The organism is Pseudomonas sp. 18173, assembly GCF_050432945.1.
Taxonomy (GTDB): domain Bacteria; phylum Pseudomonadota; class Gammaproteobacteria; order Pseudomonadales; family Pseudomonadaceae; genus Aquipseudomonas.
The window spans coordinates 61,713-74,138 of sequence record NZ_JBKFTN010000004.1; the positions used below are offsets into that span (position 1 = coordinate 61,713).

Genomic DNA, 12,426 nt, shown 5'->3' on the forward strand with positions numbered 1-12,426 from the left:
GCGAGCAAGCTCGCTCCTACAGGGATCGGGGGTGATTCAGATCGCGGAATCACCATGAATCCCGTTAAACACCAACCGGTGAAAGTGATGCACCAGGTGCTCGCTTTCATTGCTGCGCTGGGCATCGATCATGTAGCGCCCCTGGTCGTAGCCGAGCGAGCGCAGGCCTTTTTGCACCGAGATGTTCAGCGCGATGTCCTCCGGCCCCAGGTCCTCGTTCATCCACTTCATGCACGAAGTACTGACCTTTGCGGTCTCGGCATTGCTGGAGTAGTAACCGAAGCGCAGCAGCGAGCGTTCGGCGTCCAGCGGGATCATGATGAACGAGCCCAGGAACTCCGAGAACGGGAAGGTGTAGAAGGTGTTGTTCGGCCACATGCCAATGTTGAAGAAGCACTCGTCCGGGTTCAGGTCCTTGCGCAGGGGCACGCCGTAGGCTTCGGTCACCGACAGGTTGGCCGGGGCAATGTAGGTCCACCAGTTGTCGCGTTTGCTCAACTGATAGCCCTTGAAGTCGATCAGCTTCGCCAGGTCGATATGGCAGGGCCCGGACAGCTTGAAGTGATAACCCTCGATGGAGTTGTCCATGATCACCTTCCAGTTGGCGGGCACGATCACGTCCTGTTCCTCGATCAGGCGCATGTTGGCCAGGTCCGGAAACACCCGGTGCATTTCCTCGTCCGCACCGGGGAACAAGTCCCGCAGGGACGGCGCGTTCGGGTCGAGGTTGAAATAGATGAAGCCACCCAACTCTTCGGTGCGAATCTGTGGGATGTTGAACTGCTGCAATTCGAAGTTCTTCATCTTCTCGCAACGCGGTGCGCTGCGCAGGCTGCCGTCCATTTCGTAGCACCACGAGTGATAGGCGCAACGCACCACGCCACCGGTGGTGCCGCGCCGTTCTTCGAGCAGGCGATTGCCGCGATGCTGGCAGACGTTGTGGAAGGCATGGATCTGCCCCTGCCGATTTTTTGCCACCACCACGCTCTGGTCGAACAGATCCGTGACCACGTACTGACCCGGTTCGGCAAACTCACTGACGTGCCCGGCGACGTGCCAGGCGTGCATGAAAATGTTGTCGCGCTCGGCCTTGAACAGGGTTTCGTCGTAGAAGTAACGCGAGGGCAGGGTGAAGGCTTCTTCCGGGTCCTGCTGGTCCCAGCCGTCGATCGAACTTTGGGTCTTGAGGTTGTGCATGGATTGCATGGGGGGCTCTCCTCGGTGCCTGGCGCCGCAGGGTACGGCTTTGTCGTGGGTCCTAATCTAGGGGGCAGAGAGGCGGGTGGATTGATGGAAAACGACCAGTTGCGGGGGAAAACATCAAGCATTGCGAGGCTGCAATCTTTTGACCTGGAGCAAGTCATTGTGACTTCGACGTGGTCATACTGACTCTATTTTTTTGTGGTCAGTATGACTCTCGTAAGATTAACTTATTGATATGCAACGATTCTTTAAATGGCATGTTTTGTGATTTTGATATGGCATTGACTCGAAGAAGGAATTTGCCATGTCTCACTCAATTCCTTTCGGATTCACGCTCTGTCTGTTGCTTTCCCCCTTGTGCATGGCTGACCAGGTCGTGCGCGAAGTGCCCGATACCACCGCCGGCAAAGGTTACGGTGCCCTGACCGGTTTGATGGTTGGCGCAGTGGGTGGGCCTGTTGGCGCATTGGTCGGTGCTGGTGCCGGTTTTTTTGCCGGCGGTTCGATTCAGCAAGCTGCCGGGCTGACGGAAACCGCTTATGAAGTGAAGGACGCCCAAGGTGAAATCAGCACCGTGCGCTCGCCCAATGCCCGCTTCGAGCCGGGTCAGCAGGTGGCGCGCAAGGGGCTGCGGTTGGTGCCGCAGGGCAGTTGACGCTTCACACCGCCTTTTCAGGGGTTCCCCGTTTTGCCGGGCAGATGAGCCGCATCTCGTCTGCCCGTTTTTTTATGGGGACATTGGCTGTGTACATATCCATTGTTGCGGTAATGGCCACTATTGGTTCCGCCCTGACGGCGGGTTACTTGGAGAAGCGCCAAGTAACCAAGCGCTTTATCCCCTGACGTACGGCCCTTCGCTTAGGCTCAGGGTTCCCTCGCTCCGGTCCTGCTCCGTGGGCCCGCCGCGATCGGCCATCCATGGCCGTACGCGGCTAACCCGGCATCCATGCCGGGTTGCCCACTGCGCAGAACCTGCGCTCGGCCTTCCGACGGGGCAGGGCAGATCAAAAGCCAGGCGGCCTGCGGGCCGACCTGACTTTCGTGGCTGTACTCAATCTCCTGTAGGAGCGAGCCTGCTCGCGAAAAATGCCCAGACAACGCGTTCATCCAGACATCCCGCGTCATCGTTGACGACCATCGCGAGCAGGCTCGCTCCTACAGGTTGCTTGGGGGGCAGTTGCAAGAAATTGGTTGGCTATCAGGTCGGCCCGCGCTGAAGCGAACACGTTCCCCTGTAGGAGCGAGCTCGCTCGCGAAAAATGCCCAGACAACGCGTTCACCCAGACATCCCGCGTCATCGTTGACGACCATCGCGAGCAGGCTCGCTCCTACAGTTTGATTGGGGGGCAGTTGCAAGAAATTGGTTGGCTATCAGGTCGGCCCGAGCTGAAGCGAACACGTTCCCCTGTAGGAGCGAGCTCGCTCGCGAAAAATGCCCAGACAACGCGCTCATCCAGATATCCCGCGTCATCGTTGACGACCATCGCGAGCAGGCTCGCTCCTACAGGGAATCGGGGGCAACAGCCAAAGCCAGGTCGGCCCGAAGGCCGCCTGGCTTTTGCTTTTGCTTTTGATCTTCTTGCCCTCTCGAGAGGCCGAGTGGAGGTTCTGCGTAGTGGGCAACCCGGCATGGATGCCGGGTTAGCCGCGTACGGCCATGGATGGCCGATCGCGGCGGGCCCACGGAGCAGGACCGGAGCGAGGGAACCCTGAGCCTAAGCGAAGGGCCGTACGTCAGGGGATAAAGCGCTTGGTTACTTGGCGCTTCTCCAAGTAACCCGCCGTCAGGGCGGAACCAATANTGGCTTTTGCTTTTGCTTTTGATCTTCTTGCCCTCTCGAGAGGCCGAGTGGAGGTTCTGCGTAGTGGGCAACCCGGCATGGATGCCGGGTTAGCCGCGTACGGCCATGGATGGCCGATCGCGGCGGGCCCACGGAGCAGGACCGGAGCGAGGGAATGCCGAGCCTAAGCGAGGCACCGAACGTCAGGGGCAAGAGCCCTTGGTTACTTGGGGCTCTTCCAAGTAACCCGCCGTAAGGGCGGAACCATTAGCAGCCATCACAACAACAATGGATATGCCCCCAATCCAAATGTACCCCTATCAAACCCGCTCAAAAATCGCCGCAATCCCCTGACCGCCACCGATGCACATGGTCACCAGCGCATAACGGCCACCGGTGCGATGCAGTTCATGGATGGCCTTGGTCGCGATGATTGCGCCGGTTGCGCCGACCGGGTGGCCCAACGCAATCCCCGAACCGTTCGGGTTGACCTTGGCCGGGTCCAGATCCAGTTCCTGACTGACGGCACAGGCCTGGGCGGCGAAGGCGATGTTGGCTTCTATCACGTCCAGGTCGGCGACGGTCAGGCCAGCGCGCTTGAGCGCCAGGCGCGTAGCCGGAATCGGGCCCAGGCCCATGAATTCCGGCTCGACGCCGGCGTGGGCGTAGCTGACCAGGCGGGCAAGCGGTTTCAGGTTATTGGCCTGGACCGCATTGCCGGTGGCCATGACCAGTGCGGCGGCGCCATCATTCAGCCCCGAGGCGTTGCCGGCAGTGACTGAGCCGTCCTTCTTGAACGCCGGCTTCATCGCCGCCAGCTGTTCCAGGGACGTGGCACGCGGATGCTCGTCGACGCTGAACAGCTTGACGCCCTTGCGATCCTGGATTTCCACGGTCGCGATCTGCTCGCTGAAGTAGCCGTTGGCAATCGCATGGGCCGCACGTTTCTGGTCTTCCAGGGCCAGGGCGTCCTGCATTTCGCGGGTGATGCCGTTGCGTGCGGCGACGTTTTCCGCGGTGATACCCATGTGAATGTTCTGGAACGGGTCATGCAGGATCCCGAGCATGTAGTCGATGACCTGGGCGTTGCCCATGCGCGAACCCCAACGGGCGCTCGGCATCAGGTACGGACCACGGCTCATGGATTCGGCACCGGCACCCACGACGATGTCGGCATCGCCCAGCATCAGGGTCTGCGCAGCGTTGATGATCGCTTGCAGGCCCGAACCGCACAGGCGGTTGACGTTGTAGGCCGGGGTTTCCTTCGGAATGCCGGCGTTCATCGCTGCAACGCGGGAGATGTAGGCATCGCGGGTTTCGGTCGGGATCACGTTGCCCATCACCAGATGGCCAACGAGCGCCGGGTCCACGGCGGCTCGCTCCAGGGCGGCTTTTACGGCCGTGGTCGCCAGGTCGGCCAGTGGCACGTCCTTGAGCGAACCGCCGAAGGTACCGATGGCGGTACGGGCGGCGCTGACAACGTAGATTTCTGGAGTGTTCATGGCTGGTTTCCTTTCGGTTGATTCTTGTCTGTACTGCGATTGAGCAGGGCGTTCAAGGCGTTTTTCGCCTCGTCGGTGTTCAAGCGCTGAATGAACAGGGTGTTTTCTTCGCGCAGGGTGGCTTCCAGTTCGGTCAGGGAAGCCTGTTTCATCAGTTGCCGCGATTGGCGCAAGGCTTGCCGGGGCATGGCCAGAAAGCGCCGGGCGATGGTGGTGGCCGCCGCCAGGCATTGTTCGCCGTCATCGAAGGCTTCATTGGCCAGGCCCCAGGCCACCGCTTCGTTGCCGTCCAGGCCGTTGCCCAACAGGAGCAGGCTCGCGGCGCGGGCATGGCCGAGCCGGCGTGGCAGCAACAGGCTGGCGCCGAATTCGGGGCACAGGCCGATGTTGACGAACGGCATGCGCAGCTTGGCGTTGCGGGTGACCAGCACCTGATCGCAATGCAGCAGCAAAGTAGTGCCAATGCCGATGGCGGCCCCGCAGACAGCCGCGATCAGCGGCTTTTGCAGGCGTGTGACGACTTTCATCAGGTGGAACGCCGGGGCGTCCAGGTGCGTTGGCGGATGCTGGAGGAAATCCACCAGGTCATTGCCGCTGGTAAAGCAGGCCGGGCCGCCGGTGAGGATGATCACACCGGTCTGCGCGTCTTCGTCCGCGGCCTGCAACAGGTCGGCCAGTTGCGTGTACATGGCGTTGTTCAGCGCGTTGAGCTTGTCCGGGCGGTCGATGGTCAGCGTCAACACGCCGTCGCGTTGCTCGTGTTTGATCAGGTCGGTCATCGCAGGCTCCGCAGGGTCGTTTCAGGCCGCCACTTTAAGCGCCGGACAAACCCCGGATCTATGGCAAAACGGGTCAACTGCGCTGCCGCTTTTTGCCATGCCGGTGAGCCAAAAACGACACACACCCATTCGGGGTATGGTTCCGCCCGGCGAATCGACCAATAGTGAGGGCATCCGCTCATCCAGAGCCGAACTCGCTATAAGGTGCATTTGCTATGGGCAAGACGCTGCTTAAGGTGATTTCCAGCCTGTTTGTTGTACCGCTGACATTGAATGCCTACGCCGCTCAAGTGGACGACAGCAACACGCTGCGGCTCTATAACTGGGCGGACTACATCGGTGAAAAAACCATCGCCGATTTCGAAAAGGCCACCGGCATCAAGGTGGTCTACGACACCTTCGACTCCTATGAAACGGTGCAGGCCAAGTTGCTCACCGGCCATTCCGGTTATGACCTGATCGTACTGAACGCGTCGCTTGCGCCGCCGCTGATCAAGGCCAAGGTGTTCCAGCCGCTGGATAAAAAACAGCTGCCGGGCTGGACCAACCTCGACCCGAAAGTCCTCGAGGACCTGCAAGGCTATGACCCCGGCACCCAGTACTCGGCGCCGTACACCTGGGGTAGCAACGGCGTGACCTACAACGTCGACAAGATCAAGGAACGCATGCCGGACGCACCGATCGGTTCGCTGGCGATGATTTTCGATCCAAAGATCGTCTCGAAGTTTGCCGATTGCGGCGTGACCCTGCTCGATGCGCCGACCGAAGTCATCCCCATGGCCTTGACCTACCTTGGGCGCGACCCGCGAAGCGCTGCACCGGCGGACCTGAAAGCCGCCCAGGAACTGCTGCTGTCCGTGCGGCCGTACATCCGCAAGTTCGACTCGGTCAATTACCTGACCAGCCTGCCCAATGGCGACGTGTGCATGGCCATGACCTGGTCCGGCGACTACGCCACGGCCATGGCCCGCGCCGCAGAAGCCAAGAAGAAGATCGACCTGGCGTACTTCATTCCCAAGGAAGGTTCGCTGATCTGGTTCGACAACATGTACATCCCGGCCGACGCGACCCACGTCGCCAATGCGCACAAGTTTCTTGAGTACCTGATGCAGCCGCAGGTGATGGCCGACGTCAGTGATTTCATCAACTACGCCAACAGTAACGCGGCAGCCACGCCGTTGCTGAACGCCGATGTGCGCGACAACCCGGCCATCTACCCCGATGCGCAGACCCGCGAGCGCCTGTTCCCGCAGAAGACCCAGGACACCAAGGACATGCGGGCGATTACCCGGGTCTGGAGCACCGTGAAAAGCGGCATCTGATTTGTTCGATCGTTAGTCAATTCGGTTAGAGGTTTATTTATGGCGACGCCAACACGCACCGTTTTTTCCCCAGCGGACGAGTCCCGGCTGGTCAAGGCCGACAAGGCTCACCATATGCACGGCTATCACGTGTTCGACGAACACGCCGAACAAGGCTCGCTAAACATCGTTGCCGGCGATGGCGCTTACATCTACGACACCCAGGGCAACCGCTTTCTCGACGCCGTGGGCGGCATGTGGTGCACCAACATCGGCCTGGGTCGCGAGGAAATGGCCGAGGCCATCGCCGACCAGGTGCGCCAGCTGGCCTATTCGAACCCGTTTTCCGACATGTCCAACAACGTCGCCATCCAGCTGTGCGAAAAACTCGCCAGCCTGGCCCCCGGCGACCTCGACCATGTGTTCCTGACCACCGGCGGCTCCACCGCCGTGGACACCGCGTACCGGCTGATCCAGTACTACCAGAACTGCCGCGGCAAGCCCGAGAAGAAGCATGTCATCGCCCGGTTCAACGCCTATCACGGCTCCACCACGCTGACGATGTCGATCGGCAACAAGGCCGCCGACCGCGTGCCGGAGTTCGATTACGCCAACCCGCTGATCCACCACGTCTCCAATCCGAACCCGTACCGTGCGCCCGAGGGCATGGACGAAGCGCAGTTCCTCGAGTTCCTGGTCAAGGAATTCGAAGACAAGATCCAGTCGATTGGGACGGACAAAGTGGCTGCGTTTTTCGCCGAGCCGATCATGGGCTCGGGCGGGGTGATCATTCCACCCCGGGGCTATCTCAAGCGCATGTGGGACGTCTGCCAGCGCTACGACATACTGTTCGTCGCCGACGAGGTGGTGACCTCGTTCGGGCGCCTGGGCAAATTCTTTGCCTCTTACGATGTGTTCGACGTGCAGCCCGACATCATCACCACCGCCAAGGGCTTGACCTCGGCCTACCTGCCGCTGGGCGCATGCATCTTTTCCGACCGCATCTGGAAAGTCATCGCCGAGCCGGGCAAGGGCCGCTGTTTCACCCACGGCTTCACCTACAGCGGCCACCCGGTGTGCTGCACGGCGGCGCTGAAGAACATCGAAATCATCGAGCGGGAAAACCTGCTGGCCCATGTCGACACGGTGGGGGCGTACCTGGAGGAGCGCCTGGCAACCCTGCGGGACTTGCCGCTGGTGGGCGATGTGCGCTGCCAGAAACTCATGGCCTGCGTGGAATTCGTCGCCGATAAACGCACCAAGGCGCTGCTCCCCGACGAGATCAACATCGGCGAGAAAATCCACTCGCGGGCCCAGGCCCGGGGCTTGCTGGTGCGGCCGATCATGCACCTCAACGTGATGTCGCCGCCGTTGATCCTGACGTTTGCCCAGGTCGATGAAATCGTCGAGACCCTGCGGGTGTGCATCCTTGAAGTGGCGGCCGAGCTTGAGCAGAGCGGCCAGTATTTCGGCCAATGACTTCATCCGTCAGGCTTTTACCAAGGCCCTGTTCACCCGCTAGACTGCGGGGCATGAGCAAACCAGACGACGATACGCTGATCGCAATGCCCTTCGGGGCACTGCACAAATGGCATGGGGGAATGCGCGAGGCATTCGCCCATATCGATGAGCCCGACGCCCTGCAATACCTGGCGGCGGCGTTGGGGGAACTGGTGTCCATCGAGTCGATGATGATCAGCCTGGAGCGCAAGGACCGCGCACCCCAGTTGCTGTATCAGCGCGGGATTGCCCAGGAGTATCAGGTCTCGATTCTTGAACGCTATTTTTCCGGGGGCTATCTGCTCGACCCGTTTTGCCTGGCGGTGGAGCAGGGATTGGCGCAAGGGTTCTATCACCTGGAAGAAATCGCGCCGGACAACTTCTTCGACAGTGACTACTACAAGTCTTACTACCTGAAGGCGGGCTGTTCGGAAGACAGCTACTACATCGTCGATATCGGCAATGACACGAAGATTTCCGTCAGCCTCTATCAGGGTTTCGGTGGTGAATGCTTGAGCGCCGAACAGTTGAATCTGCTACGTGCCGTAGAGCCGCTGGTGCGCGAGTTCGTCAGCGAATTCAGTCAACGCGGGATGCTGCACAATCACGAGATCCAGTGCGATAAAGACCAGGGCCTGCGCGATGATCTCAAGCTCCGGGTGCAGTCGGCTTTCGAGCATTTCGGCAGCGACGTGCTCACCGAGCGCGAGCGGGAAGTGGCGCACATGGTCCTGCGCGGGCATTCGGTGAAATCCACGGCCAGCCAGATGAGCATCTCACCGGAAACCGTGCGCATGCACCGCAAGAACCTGTACCTGAAGCTGGAGGTGGGTTCGCAGTCGGAATTGTTTGCGCTGTTTATCGAGTGGTTACGCAAGCACTGAGAATTTCAGCTCGGCACAAATCAAATGTGGGAGCGGGCTTGCTCGCGAAAGCGGTGCGTCAGTCGACATCATCAGTGACTGACACACCGCTTTCGCGAGCAAGCCCGCTCCCACAGTGGATTGAGGTTGACCACAGGATCTGCGGTCAACCAGGAGGCCTGATCAATCCTCGCGTTTGACCACCAACGTCAAAATGTCATAGCTGGCCACCAGCTCACCCAACTGGTTGGTGACTTCCACATCCCACGCCACCACCCCTTGCGGGATGCCTTGCGGGCTTTTCTTGCCCTGGTCGATCTTGCGCTTGCAGGTCAGGCGGGCCTGGATGGTGTCGCCGATGCCTACCGGGTTGATGAAGCGCAGGGTGTCGAGGCCGTAGTTGGCCAGCACCGGGCCGACGCCGGGGGAGACGAACAGGCCGGCGGCGGCCGACAGCACGAAGTAACCGTGGGCGATGCGCTTGCCGAACTGCGATTCCTTGGCCGCGATGTCGTCAAAGTGCATGTAGAAGTGGTCGCCCGACAGGCAACCGAAGTTCACCAGGTCCGCTTCGGTGACGGTGCGACGGTGAGTCAGCAACGACTCGCCGATCTGCAGGTCCTGGAAGTAGCGGCGGAACGGATGCACGTCGGTTTCGATGACCTTGGCGCCACGCACGTATTCACCGGTGACCGCTGCCAGCATGGTCGGCGAGCCTTGTACCGCGGCGCGTTGCAGGTAGTGCTTGACCGCACGCAAACCGCCGAGCTCTTCACCGCCACCGGCACGACCCGGGCCGCCGTGCTTGAGTTGTGGCAGTGGCGAGCCGTGGCCGGTGGATTCGCCGGCGCAATTGCGGTCCAGCACCAGCAGGCGACCGTGCAGTGCAGCGGCCACCGGGATCGCTTTGGCGGCGATCTGTGGATCCTTGGTCACCAGGCTGGCGACCAGGCTGCCTTTGCCGCGAGCGGCCAGGGCCAGCGCTTCGTCGAGATCGTCGTAGGCCATCAGGGTGCTGACCGGGCCGAACGCTTCGATGTCGTGGGCGCCGCCTTCGGCGTGCGGATCGCGGGCTTGCAACAGGGTTGGGGCGAAGAACGCACCCTTGTCGACGTTCACGCCGCGCGGTTCAAAACCGTCACGGGCGCCGAACAGCAGGTCGCTGCTCTGCAACAGCATTTCCAGGCGCTCGGCCACGTCTTTCTGTTGATCGTGGGATGCCAGTGCGCCCATGCGCACGCCTTCCACCGACGGGTCGCCGACCACTACTTTGGCCAGGCGATCACGCAAGCGCGTAGCGACTGCATCGATGTGCTTGGCCGGGACGATGGCGCGGCGGATGGCGGTGCATTTCTGCCCGGCCTTGGTGGTCATTTCCCGGGCGACTTCCTTGATGAACAGCTCGAATTCTTCGTCGTCCGGGGTCACGTCCGGGGCGAGGATCGCGCAGTTCAGCGAGTCGGCTTCGGCGGTGAACGGCACCGAGTTGCGGATCAGGTTCGGGTTCACCCGCAGCTTGGCCGCGGTGTCGGCAGAACCGGTGAAGGTCACCACGTCCTGGCCTTGCAGGCGGTCGAGCAGGTCGCCGGTACCACCGATGATCAGTTGCAGGCTGCCCGCTGGCAACAGGCCGGATTCGTCCATCAGGCGCACCACGGCTTCGGTCAGGTAGCTGGTGGCGCTGGCTGGCTTGACGATGCACGGCATGCCGGCGAGGAAGCTCGGGGCGAACTTTTCCAGCATGCCCCAGATCGGGAAGTTGAATGCGTTGATGTGCACCGCAACGCCGCCACGTGGTACCAGGATGTGGGTACCGGCGAACGAGCCCATTTTGCTCAGCTGCATGGCTGGGCCTTCGTGGACCACGTTGCCCGACGGCAGCTCGCGCGAGCCGAGGCTGGCGTAGGTGAACAGCGTGCTGTTGCCGCCTTCGATATCGATCCAGCTGTCGGCGCGGGTCGCGCCGCTGTGGTGGGAAATCGCGTAGAGCTGTTCCTTGCGCTCGGCCAGGTACAACGCCAGGGCCTTGAGACGCTGGGCGCGTTGCTGGAAGTCCAGCGCCATCAGGCCGCTGACGCCTTGGCGACGGCCGTGCTCGATAGCTTCGGCGAAGTCCGGGCGCTCTTCATGGGTACGGGCGATTTCATGGCCGTCGATGGCGCTGCGCAGGATTTGCGCGCCTTGTTGGCCGATCCAGCGGCCGGCGATGAAACTTTGCAGGGTAGGGGCGTGAGACATGTTGGCTCCTGGAATCAAAATAATTGGACAACCTGTAGGAGCGAGCTTGCTCGCGATGGTCGCGAACGATGACGCGTGTTTTCTGGATAAACGCGTTGTTCTCAGGTTTTTCGCGAGCGAGCTCGCTCCTACAGGGGGGGCAGTAGTCGGTGTTTTAGAGCTGGTCGAAATCCAGCACGACCTTGTCGCTGATCGGGAAGGCCTGGCACGACAGCACATAGCCGGCGGCCACTTCGTAGTCTTCCAGGGCGTGGTTGCTGTCCATCTCCACTTCGCCTTCGATGACCTTGCACTTGCAGGTCGAGCACACGCCGGCCTTGCACGAGTAGGGCAGTTCGGCGCCCACTTCGTTGCCCGCATCGAGGATGCTTTGGCTGTTACGTGGCAGGTCGAAGGCCAGGGCGCGGCCGTCGCTGATCACTGTGATCTGGCTGACCGCCGCATCGACCTGACGGGCAGCTTCGCGGGCGGCGCGTTTTTGCTCGCTGCCGGCGGCGGCGAACAGTTCGAAATGGATGCGCTCAGGCGCCATGCCCTTGGCCTTGAGGCTGTCGCGCACGGTCTCGGTCATTTCCTGCGGGCCGCAGATGAAGGCGGCGTCGAGGGCCTTGACGTCGAGCCAGCGGCTGAACAGTTGTTCGCACTTCTCGGCGTTGATCCGGCCGTTGTACAGGTCAATGTCCTGCTGCTCGCGGCTGAACACGAAGATCAGGTTCAGGCGCTGCAGGTAGCGGTTTTTCAAGTCCTCAAGCTGCTCGCGAAACAGTGCACCGGAGCTGGAACGGTTGCCGTACAGCAGGGTCACGCGGCTGTGGGGCTCGGTTTCCAGGGTGGTCTTGATGATCGACAGGATCGGCGTGATGCCGCTGCCCGCGGCCACTGCCAGGTATTGGCCATGGCGAGCCGGATCGAGTTCGACGCTGAAATGGCCGGCCGGCGGCATGACTTCCAGGGTTTGCCCGGCTTTCAGGTGTTCGTTGGCGTAGGCGGAAAAACGCCCGCCGGCCACGCGCTTGATCGCCACGCGCAGCTCACCGTCGTTGACCCCGGTGCAGATCGAGTAGGAGCGACGTACTTCTTCGCCGTCCATTTGCGTACGCATCACCAGGTGCTGGCCCTGGGTGAAGTGGAAGCTGTCTTGCAGTTCCTGCGGAATCTCGAAGGCGATGGACACCGCGTCACGGGTCTCGGTGCGCACGTCCTTGATGGTCAGGCTGTGAAATTTGCTCATTGTTGTTCTCCAGCTGGGACGGCCGATT

At 61.3% G+C, this 12,426-nt stretch carries 9 protein-coding genes; 4 read left to right on the top strand and 5 right to left on the bottom strand.

The window, feature by feature from the left end; translation table 11 throughout:
• Window positions 1-36: 36 nt before the first annotated feature.
• Window positions 37-1,206: an aromatic ring-hydroxylating oxygenase subunit alpha gene (locus tag ACLD1X_RS05735; protein ID WP_429366510.1), complete on the bottom strand. Its 1,170-nt coding sequence runs from the start codon at window positions 1,204-1,206 to the stop codon at window positions 37-39.
• Between the two features lie 301 nt (window positions 1,207-1,507).
• Here ACLD1X_RS05735 and ACLD1X_RS05740 point away from each other — a divergent pair, with 301 nt between their 5' ends.
• Window positions 1,508-1,858: a hypothetical protein gene (locus tag ACLD1X_RS05740; RefSeq protein WP_429366511.1), complete on the top strand. Its 351-nt coding sequence runs from the start codon at window positions 1,508-1,510 to the stop codon at window positions 1,856-1,858.
• Between the two features lie 1,446 nt (window positions 1,859-3,304).
• Here the strand turns inward: ACLD1X_RS05740 and ACLD1X_RS05745 are convergent.
• Complete coding sequence (locus ACLD1X_RS05745; protein ID WP_429366512.1) at window positions 3,305-4,486, bottom strand: acetyl-CoA C-acyltransferase family protein; 1,182 nt, start codon at window positions 4,484-4,486, stop codon at window positions 3,305-3,307.
• A complete protein-coding gene (locus ACLD1X_RS05750; RefSeq protein WP_429366513.1) occupies window positions 4,483-5,265 on the bottom strand; it encodes an enoyl-CoA hydratase-related protein in 783 nt (260 codons plus the stop codon). The genes ACLD1X_RS05745 and ACLD1X_RS05750 overlap by 4 nt, the downstream gene beginning before the upstream one ends.
• Window positions 5,266-5,480: 215 nt before the next feature.
• Here ACLD1X_RS05750 and ACLD1X_RS05755 point away from each other — a divergent pair, with 215 nt between their 5' ends.
• From ACLD1X_RS05755 to ACLD1X_RS05765, 3 genes are read left to right on the top strand one after another with little or no spacing between them, the layout of a single operon-like run.
• Entirely contained in the window at window positions 5,481-6,587 is a 1,107-nt protein-coding gene (locus tag ACLD1X_RS05755) for a polyamine ABC transporter substrate-binding protein (protein WP_429366514.1), read from the top strand.
• A gap of 39 nt (window positions 6,588-6,626) precedes the next feature.
• Window positions 6,627-8,045, top strand: coding sequence for an aminotransferase (locus ACLD1X_RS05760; RefSeq protein WP_429366515.1), 1,419 nt, complete (start codon window positions 6,627-6,629; stop codon window positions 8,043-8,045).
• Window positions 8,042-8,950, top strand: coding sequence for a helix-turn-helix domain-containing protein (locus ACLD1X_RS05765; protein ID WP_429366516.1), 909 nt, complete (start codon window positions 8,042-8,044; stop codon window positions 8,948-8,950). The genes ACLD1X_RS05760 and ACLD1X_RS05765 overlap by 4 nt, the downstream gene beginning before the upstream one ends.
• Before the next feature lie 162 nt (window positions 8,951-9,112).
• Here the strand turns inward: ACLD1X_RS05765 and paaZ are convergent, their stop codons facing one another.
• Window positions 9,113-11,167, bottom strand: coding sequence for a phenylacetic acid degradation bifunctional protein PaaZ (gene paaZ, locus ACLD1X_RS05770; RefSeq protein ID WP_429366517.1), 2,055 nt, complete (start codon window positions 11,165-11,167; stop codon window positions 9,113-9,115).
• A gap of 154 nt (window positions 11,168-11,321) precedes the next feature.
• The gene (paaE, locus tag ACLD1X_RS05775) at window positions 11,322-12,398 is read right to left on the bottom strand and encodes a 1,2-phenylacetyl-CoA epoxidase subunit PaaE (protein WP_429366518.1); all 1,077 of its coding nucleotides are present in this window, start codon (window positions 12,396-12,398) and stop codon (window positions 11,322-11,324) included.
• Window positions 12,399-12,426 lie beyond the last annotated feature (28 nt).

What these genes read in the sequence shown, in the direction of transcription:
- ACLD1X_RS05735 (WP_429366510.1), bottom strand. Translation starts at nt 1,206, where the DNA reads ATGCAATCCATGCACAACCTCAAGACCCAAAGTTCGATCGACGGCTGG.
- ACLD1X_RS05740 (WP_429366511.1), top strand. Translation starts at nt 1,508, where the DNA reads ATGTCTCACTCAATTCCTTTCGGATTCACGCTCTGTCTGTTGCTTTCC.
- ACLD1X_RS05745 (WP_429366512.1), bottom strand. Translation starts at nt 4,486, where the DNA reads ATGAACACTCCAGAAATCTACGTTGTCAGCGCCGCCCGTACCGCCATC.
- ACLD1X_RS05750 (WP_429366513.1), bottom strand. Translation starts at nt 5,265, where the DNA reads ATGACCGACCTGATCAAACACGAGCAACGCGACGGCGTGTTGACGCTG.
- ACLD1X_RS05755 (WP_429366514.1), top strand. Translation starts at nt 5,481, where the DNA reads ATGGGCAAGACGCTGCTTAAGGTGATTTCCAGCCTGTTTGTTGTACCG.
- ACLD1X_RS05760 (WP_429366515.1), top strand. Translation starts at nt 6,627, where the DNA reads ATGGCGACGCCAACACGCACCGTTTTTTCCCCAGCGGACGAGTCCCGG.
- ACLD1X_RS05765 (WP_429366516.1), top strand. Translation starts at nt 8,042, where the DNA reads ATGACTTCATCCGTCAGGCTTTTACCAAGGCCCTGTTCACCCGCTAGA.
- paaZ (WP_429366517.1), bottom strand. Translation starts at nt 11,167, where the DNA reads ATGTCTCACGCCCCTACCCTGCAAAGTTTCATCGCCGGCCGCTGGATC.
- paaE (WP_429366518.1), bottom strand. Translation starts at nt 12,398, where the DNA reads ATGAGCAAATTTCACAGCCTGACCATCAAGGACGTGCGCACCGAGACC.